12 protein-coding genes are annotated in these 17444 nt (G+C 43.6%); 6 read left to right on the plus strand and 6 right to left on the minus strand.

The genetic code is table 11. The features are described from left to right. Positions 1 to 142: 142 nt before the first annotated feature. From HGO26_RS12715 to HGO26_RS12735, 4 genes are all read right to left on the minus strand, one after another. Complete coding sequence (locus HGO26_RS12715; RefSeq protein ID WP_168825550.1) at positions 143 to 1078, minus strand: retron St85 family RNA-directed DNA polymerase; 936 nt, start codon at positions 1076 to 1078, stop codon at positions 143 to 145. Beyond that, a complete protein-coding gene (locus HGO26_RS12720) occupies positions 1075 to 2085 on the minus strand; it encodes a retron St85 family effector protein (RefSeq protein WP_211085908.1) in 1011 nt (336 codons plus the stop codon). The genes HGO26_RS12715 and HGO26_RS12720 overlap by 4 nt, the downstream gene beginning before the upstream one ends. Before the next feature lie 1354 nt (positions 2086 to 3439). After that, on the minus strand, positions 3440 to 5077 hold the full coding sequence (gene groL, locus HGO26_RS12730) for a chaperonin GroEL (RefSeq protein WP_168825552.1): 1638 nt from the start codon (positions 5075 to 5077) through the stop codon (positions 3440 to 3442). Between the two features lie 57 nt (positions 5078 to 5134). Beyond that, positions 5135 to 5425, minus strand: a complete 291-nt coding sequence (locus HGO26_RS12735) for a co-chaperone GroES (RefSeq protein ID WP_006086113.1) — start codon at positions 5423 to 5425, stop codon at positions 5135 to 5137. A gap of 224 nt (positions 5426 to 5649) precedes the next feature. On the opposite strand from HGO26_RS12735, the gene HGO26_RS12740 reads away from it, so the two are divergent. Next, entirely contained in the window at positions 5650 to 7017 is a 1368-nt protein-coding gene (locus HGO26_RS12740; protein ID WP_168825554.1) for an MATE family efflux transporter, read from the plus strand. Position 7018: 1 nt separating this feature from the next. Here HGO26_RS12740 and HGO26_RS12745 read toward each other — a convergent pair whose 3' ends face one another. After that, on the minus strand, positions 7019 to 8008 hold the full coding sequence (locus HGO26_RS12745; protein WP_113940006.1) for a LysR family transcriptional regulator: 990 nt from the start codon (positions 8006 to 8008) through the stop codon (positions 7019 to 7021). Between the two features lie 128 nt (positions 8009 to 8136). On the opposite strand from HGO26_RS12745, the gene HGO26_RS12750 reads away from it, so the two are divergent. The 3 genes from HGO26_RS12750 to HGO26_RS12760 all read left to right on the plus strand — a co-directional run bounded on the left by HGO26_RS12750 (position 8137) and on the right by HGO26_RS12760 (position 13991). Next, a complete protein-coding gene (locus tag HGO26_RS12750; RefSeq protein ID WP_105251364.1) occupies positions 8137 to 9219 on the plus strand; it encodes an efflux RND transporter periplasmic adaptor subunit in 1083 nt (360 codons plus the stop codon). Between the two features lie 3 nt (positions 9220 to 9222). Further along, positions 9223 to 12309, plus strand: coding sequence for an efflux RND transporter permease subunit (locus HGO26_RS12755; protein WP_168825556.1), 3087 nt, complete (start codon positions 9223 to 9225; stop codon positions 12307 to 12309). Between the two features lie 695 nt (positions 12310 to 13004). Continuing rightward, positions 13005 to 13991, plus strand: coding sequence for a DUF3187 family protein (locus tag HGO26_RS12760; RefSeq protein WP_211085909.1), 987 nt, complete (start codon positions 13005 to 13007; stop codon positions 13989 to 13991). Between the two features lie 318 nt (positions 13992 to 14309). Here HGO26_RS12760 and HGO26_RS12765 read toward each other — a convergent pair whose 3' ends face one another. After that, positions 14310 to 14906, minus strand: a complete 597-nt coding sequence (locus HGO26_RS12765) for an FxsA family protein (protein WP_105251362.1) — start codon at positions 14904 to 14906, stop codon at positions 14310 to 14312. Positions 14907 to 15131: 225 nt separating this feature from the next. Between HGO26_RS12765 and cutA the strand changes: the two genes are divergently transcribed. Then, positions 15132 to 15455, plus strand: coding sequence for a divalent-cation tolerance protein CutA (cutA, locus tag HGO26_RS12770; RefSeq protein ID WP_168825559.1), 324 nt, complete (start codon positions 15132 to 15134; stop codon positions 15453 to 15455). Beyond that, entirely contained in the window at positions 15452 to 17287 is a 1836-nt protein-coding gene (locus HGO26_RS12775) for a protein-disulfide reductase DsbD (RefSeq protein ID WP_168825561.1), read from the plus strand. The genes cutA and HGO26_RS12775 overlap by 4 nt, the downstream gene beginning before the upstream one ends. Positions 17288 to 17444: the final 157 nt, after the last annotated feature.

The following is a 17444-nucleotide window of genomic DNA, read 5'->3' on the forward strand; positions in this document are numbered from 1 at the left end:
TGGAATTGGAATTGATAAATATAAAGACGAACTAAAACGAATAACGTGAAAAATCATGAGATAATATCAAATTTGGCGCCTCAAAAATGACGCCAAACAAAGTTAACTCTGACACTACTTACATTAAAAAACTCTATATATACTACAGTACATTGTAACTTTTTATTCTATCAATAATATCAGTGCCATACTTTAATTTTAGTCTATTTAAGAATAATGGTTCAATATAGTATGAGAATGAAATCAATCCTTGCAGTTCAGCAGTTTGAATGCTGTCAAGTTGGCCTGACTTAAATCTGTGAATCATAGAGGATATTAGGCGTTTCCTATCTCTACCAAGAGAAATATCCCCATCATTATTTAACGTTACGCCTGTTATATGTCTATTATGCCTTTTTGAGGAGAAGACTGTTTTATCTTTATTTACTTTTATGAAGCCTAGAAGCTCTCTAGTTAGCATTTCGTTAAGCAACTTAGGCATGTCGAATAAATTATTTCTCTTTTTCGTGGATAATGTTATATCATCAGCGTAACGGCTGTATGTTATTCCTCTATTCCCACATACTCTATCCGCTTCTATATCGAAGAAGTACATTATACAGTTTGAAATAAATGGAGAGCTTGGAGAACCAATACTTAAGTATGAATTACGATCACGCCTTCCCTTTTTGAATAATAGCTTTTCAAGAAAAAACTCATCCGTTTTATCAAATTTTATATCTAATCTGTTAAAGAGATGAAATAAAACATCTGGTGTTATACTTGGGAAAAAGTTTTCAAAATCCATTTTTAAAATAAATTCATTCCCGCAATGGTAAAGTGCATTTTCTTTTATTCCAACCCGTTGCTTGTATGCTGTTGCTTTTTCGTGAACAGGAAGTATATCACTCAGGTAATTTACAATAATCTTTTGGAAAAACTTAAGTTCCTTGGATGGTTGAGCGATGTGCCTTACACCTTTCCCATTTCTTTTGGGTATGTCATACTCTTTATATCTGTGAGGTGCAGTTGAAGCGAATTTTAATAATTCATCCTCTGGTATTAATGTCGTTTCCTTTAAGAATTTAATCAAATTCATACAGTCACCAATAAACTACTGTTGATTAGCTTTAACACATTAACTCTTCTTCCTGATAGCTGATCAGTTTCATTTATGAAAGATTGGTTAATAGCCATTCTAAGAGTTAGTGAATCAACTTTTTTCCCTGACTTCGTCCCCCCAAAGCGGACTGTTTTCTTATCCTTTATCAACGGGTAGTAAAATTTATAGCTAGTGCCATATTTTCTGCTACTTATAACGCCAATTTTGTTTAGTAAGTATAATGATCTTTGTATCTGACTAATTGATATCTCTATTTCAAGTGCTAAGAATATCAGTTCTATCTCACCAATCAAAATTGGATAGCATAATGTTATTATCTCTGAAATAAGAAACGAAATATGACCAGAATTATCAACTTTCAGTCGTTCAGAAGATGGATATTTTTCGATTTTATCATTAATAACAGAACACAGATCTTCTAACGAGTCGTAATCATTTTTTTGAACAATATCATTCCATGGGTATTCTGCGACCGATGTTGGATCTTTCCTTCGAATATATTCCAGAGGGCCTAAGTATATAAAAGAATCTTCATGTTCAGTATGCTTTTGATTTGCAACAATAATAAGCTTTTTATATAGATCTGTTTTGTTACAAAACATACCTAGTTCAACCAGTGCACCAGGACTTTCAAGAATTATAATTACCAGTGTTGCAATGTTTGCGATGTCTCTCTCAAAAACTAGTAAGTCTGTATACACATTTTCTTTAAAATAATCTTTAAAGCTTTCTGCTAATACAATTGCATCATAAATACTGTCGTAACTTTGAGCGGTATGTCGCATAAAGCGATCTCTAAAGGAAGGTGTTTTCTCATTTGCTATGTTAATTTCCCCTCCACATAAGAAAAATTTTTTAATAGAATATTCTACCTGAAAATTATTTACATTTAGGTCGCTAAATATATCTATTAAAACATCTTCAAATTTATTTTTATTCATATATTGTTGGAGATGAACTGCCCTGTAAAATAAAACGAGCATGGGAACCATGCTCGTTATAGTCTCTCTTTACTAAAGGAGGCACCAGCAAACTTTCTGGTGATCCTTGAGGTACGAAAGGCTCAGCAGAAAGTTTGCTGGTGCTCCCAAGTGACCTCAATAAGTTAGTGTCTGGCGAAACGCCCGACTAGGCAAAATTAAAGCCCGAAACGCTAAAGAGACACTGATAATATTACACTATAGTGCGAGTTACAAGCATGAAACGGTCGCTGATTTAAAGTACCTGATTAGGTGTTTTACCCATAGTTTTCAGCCCTATTAGTCGATGCTATTGGCCATAACTTCATTTCTAAATATTAATGGTATTAGAGTCAACTTAGATAACATAATTTCCAACATAAAGCTCCGATATCATTCGATATGGAACTTTTTCTAAGACGGCTCGTTTAAAGCGTTTAGGTTCAAGAACTGCAAAGTATCTTACGTAGGATAAATCGAGTTAGAACAAGGCGCTTTACTACGACGTTTAGCTTTCTGCTCCTAATACAATCTAGAGCAAAGATGGGACAGGCATAACTCTTTTGGGTTTAACTGCCGACACCGAGATTACAGAAGTTCACCATCCCTCGGAGTTGCCGCAGGGCATTTGCGTTCGTTGCGTGAGCGAGGCATGGATGCCGAGATAGCGTCAGTCGAATCAGGGACGAGCGTCTGACGCGGTAGCATAAGGACGCTTAATGCCCAAGGGGCTTTCAACTCCGATAGGGGCGTCTTGGAGCATCCAAGGAGGATAGGACGAGCAGTCCTCCTTGGTCGGGTGTGGGGTGAAGCCCCACGACTTTGATTTTGCTTTTGCTTTTAAAAGCAATCAAGAATGATGGAACCATCTAACCACCAGCAAAAGTATACGATGTTACACTTTTAGCAACAATTTCAGTGCTTAAATCTCAAAAAGTGTAGGTAAGTACACCCAATACTTCCCCAAGTTGCCAGACCAAAAACAAAACCCCGATACTGTTACCAGTATCGGGGTTTTTCTTTTACAAGAACTTTGGTTTGAGGCTTTTAGGCTCCAGACCAGCAAAGTATCTTACGTAGGATAAATCGAGTTAGAACAAGGCGCTTTACCACGACGTTTAGCTTTCTGCTCCTAATATTATCTAGAGTGGTGAATCAACGCGGCTTTAGTCTCCTCAGATACAAAAAATCCCTGACACAATTAAGTATCAGGGATTTTTTTTAGGTGTCGCTCTTAGCGGACTAAGAACTTAGGCCTAGGGGTCTGACGTTTTTGCGCAGGATAAAACGTTCAATACAAGGCGCTGTGAGCGTAGCATACGTTGTGTGTATGTGAGCGAGCAGCAACGCCGTAATCAACGTTTTAGACCAGCAAAAATTACATCATGCCGCCCATTCCGCCCATCCCACCCATACCGCCCATATCTTGGCCAGCATTTTGTGGAATTTCAGCAACCATAGCTTCTGTAGTGATCATCAGACCTGCGATTGACGCAGCGAATTGCAATGCACAACGGGTCACTTTAGTTGGGTCAAGGATACCCATTTCTAACATGTCACCGTAAGTGTCATTACCGGCGTTATAACCGAAGTTACCGCTGCCGTTCTTCACTGTGTTAGCAACAACTGACGCTTCTTCACCCGCGTTCGTGGCGATTTGACGCAGTGGTGCTTCCATTGCACGCAGTGCGATAACCACACCGTGTTTTTGGTCTTCGTTTAATACTTCAACGTCAGCGATCTTAGAAGCTACGCGAACCAGAGCAACACCGCCGCCAGGAACCACGCCTTCTTCTACCGCAGCGCGAGTTGCATGCAGAGCATCTTCAACGCGGGCTTTTTTCTCTTTCATTTCAACTTCAGTCGCTGCGCCAACTTTAATCACTGCTACGCCGCCAGCTAATTTAGCCATACGCTCTTGCAGTTTTTCTTTGTCGTAGTCAGAAGTTGATTCTTCAACTTGTTGTTTGATTTGGCTTACACGTGCAGCAATTTGTGTTTGCTCGCCGTTACCATCGATGATGGTGGTGTTGTCTTTAGTGATCACAACACGCTTAGCTGTACCTAAATCTTCCAGCGTTGCTTTTTCAAGCTCTAGGCCGATTTCTTCAGCAATAACAGTACCGCCAGTCAGGATTGCTACGTCTTGCAGCATTGCCTTACGACGATCGCCAAAGCCAGGTGCTTTAACAGCAGCCACTTTCACGATACCGCGCATATTGTTCACAACTAATGTTGCTAATGCTTCGCCTTCAACGTCTTCAGCAACGATAAGCAATGGCTTACCGGTTTTTGCCAAACCTTCAAGGATAGGTAACAGTTCGCGAATGTTCGAGATTTTCTTGTCTACTAACAGTACGAATGGGTGATCTAATTCAACGCTGCCCGTTTCTGGCTTGTTGATGAAGTATGGAGACAGGTAGCCACGGTCAAACTGCATACCTTCTACTACGTCCAATTCGTTTTCTAACGCTTGGCCTTCTTCAACTGTGATCACGCCTTCTTTACCGACTTTTTCCATCGCAGTTGCGATGATTTCGCCGATAGATTCGTCAGAGTTTGCAGAGATAGTCGCAACTTGTGCAATCGCTTTTGAATCTGCACAAGGTTGTGATAAGGCTTTTAATTCAGCAACTGCAGCGATAACGGCTTTGTCGATACCGCGCTTCAGATCCATTGGGTTCATACCGGCTGCAACGGCTTTTAAGCCTTCAACAACAATGGCTTGAGCCAGTACAGTTGCAGTAGTAGTACCATCACCGGCGGCGTCGTTGGCTTTAGAAGCAACTTCTTTCACCATTTGCGCGCCCATGTTTTCGAATTTGTCTTCTAACTCGATTTCTTTGGCAACAGAAACACCATCTTTAGTGATCAGTGGTGAGCCGAAGCTCTTGTCTAATACCACGTTACGGCCTTTAGGGCCTAAGGTCACTTTTACTGCGTTTGCGAGAATGTTTACGCCAGCCAGCATTCTTACGCGAGCGTCATTACCAAATACAACTTCTTTAGCTGCCATCTTGATTATCCTTTAAATTTTTAATGATTAATTGGAATGTCGAATTGATGCTGAGGATTAACCCACTACTGCCATCAGGTCAGCTTCCGACAGGATCAAGACTTCTTGACCGTCGATTTTTTCTTTCTTAACGCCGTAACCTTCGTTGAAGATCACCACGTCACCCACTTTGACATCCAGTGGCTTAACTGTGCCATTTTCTAAGATACGGCCATTGCCCACAGCAAGGATTTCACCGCGAGTTGATTTTTCAGCGGCGCTACCAGTCAGTACTATGCCACCCGCTGATGTTGATTCAACTTCTAGACGCTTAACGATTACGCGGTCATGTAATGGACGAATATTCATCTATGAACTCTCCTAATGATTTGATGCCCTACAATCGAGCCTATTTGTGATTAAAAAAACAGACACCTTAGTCTGCTCTTTTGCTGTCTGAGATATGGGGCTGACAGTGTCGAGATCCAAGGGCATTTACAAAAAAAACTTCAATTTTTTGATGTCGGTTTTTTCAAGTCCGCACAATCCTGCTAGAATCTCGCCTCCGCTCGCTAACAAGGCACTATTTTTCCATGAAAGACAGACACGGGCTGCTCACCGCGCCAATTGGTCGTGTACTGCTCAACATGAGCCTCCCCAACTTAATTGGCATTATGACCATTCTAGGTTTCAGCCTCGCTGACACTTTTTTTATCAGCCAATTGGGCACCGAAGCCTTAGCCGCCATCAGTTTTACCTTTCCGGTAACCTTAGTGATCTCTAGCATCGCCATTGGTATTGGCGCTGGAGTCTCGACCAATTTAGGCCGACTTATCGGTTCGGGTAATGCCCACAAGGCCAAAGTGTTCTTGCATGATGCCTTATTGCTCACCTTTGTCTTGATCGCCAGTTTAGCCGCACTGGGTAGCATTTTTATTACGCCATTGTTTCGCTTACTCGGGGCAAACGATGACAGCTTGCCGCTGATCCACGACTATATGATTTACTGGTATGTCAGCGCACCGCTGCTGGTATTGTTGATGGTAGGCAATCAAGGCTTACGTTCCACTGGCGACACCCGCTCGCCGGCGATGATCATGGCGCTGGCGGCACTCATCAATCTTATCCTCGATCCGTTACTGATTTTTGGTATTGGGCCATTTCCACGTTTAGAAATCCAAGGCGCCGCAATTGCAACCCTGTTCGCTTGGTTGATTGCCTTATCTTTGTCGGGATATTTGTTGATTGTCAGGCGCAAAATGCTCGAATGGACCGCCTTTGACATAGACAGAATGCGCGCGAACTGGAGCAAATTAGCCCATATCGCACAACCCGCCGCCTTGATGAATTTAATCAATCCACTAGCCAATGCCATTATTATGGCCATGTTGGCGCATATCGATCACAGCGCAGTGGCAGCCTTTGGTGCCGGTACTCGGTTAGAGTCAGTGCTATTAATAGTGGTGATGGCACTGTCGTCGAGTTTAATGCCCTTTATTGCGCAAAACTTAGGGGCAGGACAGCCACAAAGGGCGAAAGAAGCCCTGCTGTTATCGATAAAATTTATCTTTATTTTCCAAACCTTACTCTATATCCCCCTGATCTTTTTAGCCGAGCCTATCGCGCATTTATTCAGTACCGATCCACAGGTTATCGAATGGCTAAGTTTTTATATCTTAGTGCTGCCCTGCGCCTACGGACCTTTGGGTATAGTGATTATTGTCGCGACCTCCCTCAATGCCTACCACAGGCCTATGAGTTCATTAGTCATCAATCTGTGCCGCTTAGTGCTGCTCATGCTGCCGCTAGCAGCCTTGGGATCGTATATAGGTGACGTTAAAGGCCTGCTGCTCGCGCTACCTGTGACCAATATTTTGATGGGAATTGCCTGTTACTGGCTGGCGCAGCGGATCTGTGAGCCCACAAAGATCACGACCGCAAACGCCATTAGCGAGGGGTAAACTAGCTTGATTTTTTAACGGGAAAGCGCAACACGTCGTCTGAAAACGCTCCAGTAGAGGCTTTGCAGGATCGACGTGGGCCTTGCTCACTCATGTTGATCGGCACGCCATTTGGTACTAACTCTTGCATGATATAGTCGATAAAGCGTCGACAGGCTAAACTTACGTAACGTCTTGATGGATAAGCTAAGAAACACTCGCCTTGGTGGGGCTGGATTTCAGGTAACAAAGTCACTAATTCACCGCTTTGTACATATTCATCCACGACTTCAGCAGGCGCATACACGATACCGCGTCCTTGCAATCCAAACTCAACCGCCACTTCAATACTGTTCGAGCAGAAATTGCCTCTGACTCTCACCTCTTGTTCTGAACCGATAAATAACTCATTAAAAATTTTGCCGTTGGATAAACGGAACATAGACACATTATGTGCTTCAATCTCTTTCGGTGTTTTAGGTGTACCGTGTGCCGCTAAATATTGCGGACTGGCGTAAAAACGTAAGTCAGTGGTAAAAATTGGCCGCACCACTAAATCTAAGGTATCCAACGCAGGCTCGACTACAAAGGCCACATCGAGATTATGTTTCACCATATCAACGGATTCTGAACTGCTGATGACTTCTAAGGTGAGTTTAGGGTGCATATCCATAAAGCGGAAAATGGCTTGCATCAAGATTTTCATGCTGTGGATAGGGAACATTTGAATACGCAAATGCCCGCTGATCTCAGCATCGTCATTGGTCATTTCGAATAGGGTTTCGTCGAGCTGAGCCAAAATATTCTGCGAGCGCTGGTAAAAATGACTGCCCGCAGAAGTGAGCGTCATAGAGCGGCTCTGACGGTGGAACAATTTAATGTTCAGCTCATCTTCCAAGGCTTGCAAACGTCGACTCACAGTCGATTTAGGTAAGTTAAGTAAATCCGCCGCTTCAATCAAACTACCGGTTTCAGCAATTCGGTGGAATAACGCTAAGTCCTCTGTCTTCATTTTGACCTTAAGTTCAATCTCATTATGTGGGACTGATAATCCCAAAGTATCCCGTTTATTGCAACTAATTTAGCTGGTATCTTCGCGCCCAGAAATGCTGACAATTTGTTAACTAGGAAATCTCCACCATGAAATCATATCGACTCTTGCCGCTGACAATGCTGCTTCCAGCCCTGATCAGTGGTTGTTCGCCTGCGGAAAGTTCAGTGCAAGTGGCAACAATTCGTCCGGTTAAACTGTTTGAAGTACTCAATGTAGAAGACGGAGATTTCAGAACATTTCCAGCCCGCGTTGCCGCCAATAGTCGCGCAGAATTGTCGTTCCGCATTTCAGGACAATTAACAGAATTAGCATTAGTTGAAGGGCAAAGAGTCACTCAAGGTAGCTTACTCGCAAAACTTGATGACAGGGACGCCCACAATAATTTAATGACCCGCGAGGCGGAGCATGAACTGTTAGCCGCTGACTTTAAACGTAAAGTCGAGCTACTCAATCGCAAGCTGATTTCACAATCTGAGTTTGATAGCACTCAAGCGCAACTCAAATCGGCCACCGCCGCCTTAGCCGCTGCACGCGATCAACTGAGTTACACCCGTTTAACGGCACCTTTTAGCGGTACAGTCGCCAAACGTTTAGTGGATAACCACCAAATAGTGCAAGCAAACCAAGGGGTATTAACATTACAAAACAATAATTTGCTCGATATTAGCATTCAAGTTCCCGAGTCGATGGCGGCGGGTTTGAAGCAATATACCGATCAAGCTCATTTTACAGCTAAGGTGCGTTTTAGTGCCTTCCCCGAGCAAAGTTTCGATGCCAAATTTAAAGAATACTCGACTCAAGTCACGCCGGGCACCCAAGCCTATGAAGTGGTGTTTTCGTTACCTCAACCTCAAGATATTCAGTTACTTCCAGGAATGAGTGCCGAGTTGACCTTAGCCTTAGTCAAAGATCCTAGTGCCCTTGCGTCAACGGTAGTGCCAGTGACCGCTATCGATAAGCGCGACCAAGATGGCCAAGTGCAAGTGTGGATTTATCAAGCGCAATCGGGTGAAGTAAAACCGACGATGGTGACGCTAGGACGCGTGAGTAATCAAGGTGTTGAGATTTTAACGGGCGTCAACAAGGGCGATCTCATCGTCAGCGCTGGAGTGTCTCAATTATCCGATGGCATGAAAGTCAAACCACTACGCTGGCAGCGTGGGGTGTAATTGATGAACATTGCAGAATATTCGATACGCCACAAAGTCATCAGTTGGATGTTTGTGTTGCTACTACTCGTGGGTGGTAGCGTCAGTTTTACCGGTTTGGGGCAACTAGAATTCCCCGAATTTACCATTAAAGAAGCTTTAGTGATCACGGCTTATCCCGGTGCATCGCCTGAGCAAGTTGAAGAAGAAGTGACATTACCGCTCGAAGATGCCCTGCAGCAACTCGACGCCATTAAGCATGTGACTTCAATTAATAGTGCGGGTTTATCACAAATCCAAATCGAGATTAAAGAAAGCTACGATAAAACCAGCCTGCCGCAGGTGTGGGATGAAGTGCGTCGTAAAGTTAATGATGCTGCGGGAAACTTGCCGCCGGGCACAGCAACGCCACAGGTGATGGACGACTTTGGCGATGTGTATGGCATTTTATTTAACCTTTCGGGACCTGATTACAGCAACCGCGAGTTGAGCAATTACGCCGACTATCTGCGCCGTGAGCTAGTGCTAGTACCTGGAGTGAAAAAGGTTTCTGTTGCTGGCAACGTCACCGAGCAAGTCGTGATTGAAATCTCCCAGCAAAAGCTATCGGCACTGGGGTTAGATCAGAGCTATATCTATGGCTTAGTGAACAATCAAAACGTCGTCTCTAACGCGGGCAGCTTAGTGATTGGCGATAACCGTATCCGCATTCATCCCACGGGCGAATTTAGCAATGTGCAGGATCTCGCGCGTTTAATCGTCAGCCCTCCGGGTAGTTCTGAGCTGATTTACCTTGGCGACATTGCCAATATTGAAAGGGATTATGACGAAACCCCTAACGAGCTTTATCACAATAAAGGTGAAGCTGCGTTATCGCTGGGGATTTCTTTCTCTAGTGGTGTGAATGTAGTCGAAATCGGGCAAAAGGTCAGTGACCGTTTAGCCGAGCTTGAATCGCAACGCCCAATCGGCATGAATTTAGCGACGGTTTATAATCAAAGCCAGGCGGTAGATGAGACAGTTAACGGCTTCTTAATCAACCTAATGGAATCCATTGCCATAGTGATCGCCGTGCTTCTGCTGTTTATGGGATTGCGCTCAGGCCTGTTGATGGGCCTGATCTTACTGCTGACGATTCTAGGTACTTTTATCGTGATGAAAGTGCTCGGGATTGAGCTACAGCTCATCTCCCTCGGCGCACTCATTATTGCCCTTGGTATGTTGGTCGATAACGCTATTGTCGTTACTGAAGGCATTTTAATTGGTATCCGTCGCGGTAAGACCCGTTTGGAAGCGGCCAAACAGATAGTGTCCCAAACCCAGTGGCCGTTATTGGGCGCGACTGTGATTGCCATTATTGCCTTTGCCCCCATTGGCTTATCGCAAAATGCCGCCGGTGAGTTCTGCCGTTCTTTATTCCAAGTGTTGATGATTTCACTGTTTATCAGCTGGATCACCGCCATCACACTCACGCCGTTTTTCTGTCATCTGTTATTTAAAGATGCGCCGAGCGATGAAGAAGCCCAAGACCCCTACAAGGGCTGGTTCTTCAGCTTATATCGCACAAGCTTAATTGTAGCGCTGCGCTTTAGACTGGTGAGCATACTGCTGGTTATCACTATGCTTTTCAGCGCTGTGGTGGGCTTTGGTCATATCAAGAATGTGTTCTTTCCTGCTTCTAACACGCCGATTTTCTTTGTGGATATCTGGATGCCAGAGGGGACTGACATCAAGGCGACCGAGCGTTTTACCGCTGATATCGAGAAGTTAATGCTTACGCTGAACGAGCAAAAAGACGTTGGGCTAAAACACTTAACAACCGTTATTGGCCAAGGTTCGCAGCGCTTCGTACTGCCCTATCAGCCAGAAAAAGGCTATCCCGCCTTTGCCCAGTTGATTGTAGAAATGCAGGATTTAGACGCAGTTAAAGCCTATATGCCAGAATTAGAAACCTTGTTAAATCAACGTTTCCCACAGGCACAATATCGTTTAAAAAACATGGAGAACGGCCCTTCGCCCGCCGCCAAAATTGAGGCACGCTTTTACGGTGATAACCCAGAAGTGCTGCGCGCTTTAGGTGCTCAAGCCGAGGCGATTTTCCACGCCGAACCAAGCATGGATGGCATACGTCACAACTGGCGTAATCAGGTGCCCCTGATCCGTCCGCAACTGGAAAATGCCCAAGCGCGCGAAACAGGGATCAGTAAGCAAGATCTCGACAATGCCCTATTGGTTAACTTTAGCGGTAAGCAAATTGGTTTATACCGAGAAACCAGCCACTTGCTGCCCATCGTCGCCAGAGCGCCCGCCGAAGAACGTTTGCAGGCCGACAGCCTATGGAAGCTGCAAATTTGGAGCAGCGAACACAATACCTTTGTGCCCGCCACCCAAGTAGTCAGTAGCTTCAACACTGAGTGGGAAAATCCGCTGGTGATGCGCCGCGATCGCATGCGCATGCTCGCAGTAATGGCCGATCCTAAGCTTGGTAGCAATGAAACTGCCGATTCTGTACTGCGCAAAATCAAAGACCATGTCGAAGCGATCAGCTTGCCCGCGGGTTACCGCTTGGAATGGGGCGGTGAATTTGAAACCGCAGGTGAAGCACAAGCGTCGGTATTTAGCTCAATTCCCTTAGGTTATCTGGCGATGTTTTTGATTACCGTATTCTTGTTCAACTCAGTGCGTCAGCCCTTAGTGATCTGGTTTACTGTGCCACTGGCATTGATTGGGGTTTCAGCGGGACTCTTGTTGTTCGATGCGCCCTTCAGCTTTATGGCACTACTCGGATTACTGAGTTTGTCGGGCATGGTGATTAAAAACGGTATTGTCTTGGTCGATCAGATCAACCTCGAGCTCAGTGAAGGTAAACCAGCCTATTTTGCCTTAATCGACTCCTGTGTCAGCCGTGTTCGTCCAGTGATGATGGCCGCGATAACCACTATGCTCGGGATGATACCGCTGATCCCCGACGCGTTTTTCGGTTCTATGGCGATTACAATTATTTTCGGTCTAGGCTTCGCTTCTCTGCTGACGCTCATCGTACTGCCAGTGATGTACAGCCTAGTATTCAATATCAAAGCGACGGCAACAGGAGGTCAATCACCCAGCTAACCTGCTCCGCATTTTATCCAAAAACGCTTCCCGGCGCGGCCGGTCAGTCATTCGTGGCTGGCTGGCCATTTCATTTTTGATCTATTACGGTTTGAGGGACAATTTAAACAAGCACATCCATTAGATAAACAAGTTTGGCAAACTGAGATTGGTCTTTAATTACGATAACTAATATGACTGATAAATAAATATATTAATTAAAAAACATGAACTATCAGTTCCATATTTTCACCGCTAATACGGGACAATTACCTGTTACACACATTTACACGAGTAAATAGCAGCGGTATATTTAGTGCTGATTATTCATTTACAATGCCATCTGAAATACCACTACCTATAACTAACAACATAAACAATGTTATTACTTTGTTAGCATAATAATTTATGTTTGAGAAACATCATGAAATTACGCTTTGATAGCGTCCAGACAATGAGTAAACAGACAATATTACTGGCAGTTATTAGCACTTTACTAATACTCACTACAATCCCGTTTATCTGTAGGTCATTCTGGCTCGCACTTGTACTATTATGGTATGTTTTTTGTAGTTTTTAATTCTAAAATTAATTAGAAATCTGTCTAATCAAAAACTTTATTGCTTCAAACAGAAAATTTTCAGTCATTTATACATAACATCAGCCTCACTACAAAACATTGCTTTTAATAGAGATTAGCTAAAAAAGAGTTTTCGATGAAATATGCAAAGAAAATTTTATTTGTGACTATTAGAGCACCTCTAATTTATACGGTAATATTTTTACCGAGTACTTTCGCAGAAAATATCAATTATAGTCATTATGGGCCACTTCGTGTGCATGCCCAATCACCTACACATGCGGGTAGCTTAACGCCTCTACTTCGTTCAGGATTTGCACTGCCTGAAGGGAAAAAAGAAATATACGGATCTGCAACAGTAGCAAGTGTATGGGCTGAAACTGACGATTACTATGCTGACTATTATCATAATTCTCTTAATGGCGGAATAAAGTGGCAACTCACTGAAAAATGGATGTTTGATACTAATTATAAGTGGAGTTTTAGTGGGGATAACCATCTTGACTCGGTCACTATCTGGTTTCATGATGCATTTGGTGTGGGTCAAAATGGCCGCGACAATACAATCAAAGACAAAAACCAAATATTTTCAAAGAATGGTATCAATCAACCTGATCTTTCTGGCGATACGCTAACGAATGCCCTAAATTTCTATTTAGAATATCAATTGCTTAGTGAGGATAATTATGGTCTATCAATAGGTGGCAGCTTATATTACAACCATGTTAATTCTGGCCCATTTGTAGATAACCGTTTTGAACAAGCATTACAGCTGAATTATAGCTATACATCTGGAATGCATCATTTTTATTCCACTACAGGTATAAGCTTTAGACGAAATGATGAAAGTCTATCTGGAATAGACTATAAAGACCATGCTGTAATGTTATCTTTAGGTTATGAGTATTTAATGGGACGCCATGGTTGGCTGATTGAATTACATCACTATGAAGGTTTACTCAAAACAGATAATGACTTTTCAAAACCTTCTCACGAAGTATTTCTAGGCTATAGGTATTATCTGAATAACAGTGCAATTGAATTTACTATCGTCGAAAACCTACTCAACATGGACAACAGCACTGATATTGCTTTTTCTCTTGGGTACAGAGTCATGATTTAAAAATACCTTACTTTATCGCATGAATGCGATCAAAAAGCTTTTCTCTAATATCATGTTAACTCTTATGCTGAGTGAGCGGGTTATTAGGATTGGAGTTTTTTTAAAAGTGAAATGCCTATTACGGGGGAGGTGAACCAGCGGCACAGGTCAGATTGATTCTGCGGGCCACTGGTATCTAAGGGATATTAGGGAGAAAACTCAAGCGATTAAACGCGATAATCAACTGAGTTAATCCAATAACAAACTAACGCAACAAGCGACTGAGACAATACGAGACTAATACTAATACTAATACTAAAACTAAAACTAAGACTAAGACTAAGGCTTAGGATCTTTATCCTGTTCTTTGTCCTGCGCTTTATCAGAGAGTTGATGGCTAGCGGGTTTGATATCACTTGGATCGACTTTATGTTCAAAGTCTCCCTCAAACACATTACCGTCCTTTTTCACACTATCATCAAATGGCGCTTGGCCAAATGGGTCCTGTGGCTTAGGCCCAAAAGGGCCTTGGCCTGCTTGAAAGCCACCGTGCATTGTTCCCTGTAAACCGGCAACAACCCGTAACTGCATGCGTTTGAACAACAAAGCAGCAATGGGGCGACGGGTTAATGGCGTCAAGAATAATAGGCCAATGGCATCGGTCACAAAACCGGGGATCACGAGCAAGATGCCCGCCATTGCTAACATCATACCTTCAACGATTTCTTGCCCCGGTGCTTCACCACGAGCCAGTTTTTGTTGTACTTGCATTAAGGTATTTAAGCCTTGGCTGCGAACCAGAGAGACCCCGAGCACGGCGGTAAACAGCACTAAACCTATGGTAGTCCAAGTGCCAAGCACTTCACCCACACGGATCAGCACCGACAGCTCTATTACTGGGATCAGCACAAAGAGTAAAAAAATAATGAAAAACATACCGACCTCAGGTTTATCTGACTATCTCTGTAAACTAAATGGGGGTTATCCGGTCTTAATTCAAGTCAGGATAACCATTAGGACGAAGTAAGGGAGCAAAACACTGATATTTAGCTCACCCTTTTGTTAACCCGCTAATGTATGAGACCATTAAAACACGTAAAGTAGCCTAACGAAGTTGGCTTAAGCGAACTTTAAGATTCTTAAGAGACGATACCTAACACTATGCAGCATCAGTATTTAGTGGTTAGCACTACCTGCCCCGATGAAGTACAAGCCAATACTTTGGCCCGAGCTTTAATTGAGTCGCGTATTGCCGCTTGTGTTCAGATTTCCGCCCCGATACGTTCAATTTATACTTGGGAAGGAAAAATCTGTGAAGAGCAAGAATTTAGCTTACAGATTAAATGTTTACAAAGTCGATATACAGAGTTAGAACAACTTGTGCTTAGGCTTCACCCTTATCAAGTACCCGAAATTATTGCCGTGCCTGTGACCCACGGGCTACCAGCCTACTTAGATTGGATAAAAGACAACACTCAGCCATGAAAAAACTACTCAGCCTTATTTTCACTTCTTTATTGCTTCTTGCGCCCTTAGCTCATAGTGAAGGGGTTTTCGGTAACAAATTCGACTTCATGAAGGGTGAGCCTGAATTGATGCCTGTCGATCAAGCATTTGTCTTCGATTCCAAGCAAGAAGGTAATCAGGTCAAACTCAATTGGGTGATTGCCGACGGTTACTATATGTACCGCGACAAGCTTAAATTTAGCGTCAATGGTGCCGAGTTAGGCACGGTCGCTCTACCAAAGGGAAAGCCCCATGAAGATGAGTATTTTGGTAAGCAAGAAGTCTATTATACCTATGTCGATATTCCCGTTGGTTTAAAACAGGCCGATGAAAATGCCACGCTCACAGTGACCTTTATGGGTTGTGCCGAAGGTAAATTGTGTTATCCACCGACCAAGCATGAAGTCGTTTTAAAGGCGATTGCAGCCAACGATGGCTTAATTGCAGGCGCCGAATCAACCACGACGACTGAGCAAACCAGCACTGAGCCAAGCACTGCCAATAAAACCAATACGCAACCCATTACTCAGCAAGATACCCTGAGCCAAATGCTGTCGAACGACAGTTTAATTTGGACTTTAGTGATTTTCTTTGGTCTAGGTGTCGGTCTGGCATTAACGCCCTGCGTATTCCCTATGTATCCGATTTTATCGGGTATTATTGTCGGCCAAGGGCAAAAGCTCTCAACCGCAAAAGCCTTTACCTTGTCCATGGCTTATGTCCAAGGCATGGCAATCACTTACTCTATCTTAGGGTTAGTGGTTGCATCGGCGGGACTAAAATACCAAGCGGCATTACAACATCCTGCCGTATTAGTCGTACTCGCGATTTTGTTCTTTGTGCTCAGCTTATCTATGTTTGGCCTATACGATTTGAAACTGCCATCGAGCTGGCAGGAGAAGATGAACTCAGTCTCGAATAATCAAAAAGGCGGCAACTTAGTTGGCGTGTTCTTAATGGGCGTGATTTCTGGCCTTGTCGCATCACCTTGTACTACCGCGCCGCTGTCGGGTGCACTCGTTTATGTGGCGCAAACCGGCGACCTACTCCAAGGTTTCTTAGCCCTGTATGTACTCAGCATGGGTATGGGATTACCTCTACTGATTATCGGCACCTCAGGCGGTAAATTATTACCGAGAGCCGGCGCTTGGATGGATATCATCAAGACTATCTTCGGATTCCTGCTGATCGCTGTATCTATCGTGATGCTTGGCCGTATTTGGACAGGCGTAGTATCCGATGTGCTTTGGTCACTGTGGGGCGTAAGCTTCACCGGCTACTTGATGCATCAGAACAAACTCAGTGAATTTAACTGGAAACAGACTGTCCGTTCAGTGCTATTAACGCTGGCGCTACTGGCGAGCTTCTCCTACGGATTCCAAGCTGTGATGGGACACTTTGGTTTTAATAACAATTCCGTAGGCACTGCGGCGACGACCGAAGAAGTCCATGGCTTTAAACGCATTAAATCCATTGAAGATCTTGAGCAAGAAATTGCAGCCGCTACCGCCCAAGGTAAGCCTGTGATGCTCGATCTGTACGCCGATTGGTGTGTTGCCTGTAAAGAGTTCGAAGCCATCACCTTTAAAGATGCCGACGTGTTAGCCCGCATGAATAAAATCGTACTGCTACAAGCGGATGTGACTAAAAGTGACAAGGTCGATGTGGCCTTACTCGAAAAATACAATGTGCTCGGTTTGCCTACGCTGTTGATGTTTAACGAACAAGGTGAGCAAAGGGAAGATTTACGCGTGACTGGTTTTATGGGCCCCAAAGATTTTGCCACCCATTTAGATCATCTCGTGAAATAGTAACGATTTAGGCTTAGACCAGCGGAGTGATTTAGTTCGCGCGTGTTTTAACAGCCAAGTGTATTTACCGCAACACCAATAAAAAGCGGACTTTTTTCATTAAAAGTCCGCTTTTTTATCCAAGTGTCATAGATTTCTTATACAATCACTTACAATT

The organism is Shewanella oncorhynchi, assembly GCF_012584455.1.
In the GTDB taxonomy this organism is placed as follows: Bacteria; Pseudomonadota; Gammaproteobacteria; order Enterobacterales; family Shewanellaceae; genus Shewanella; species Shewanella oncorhynchi.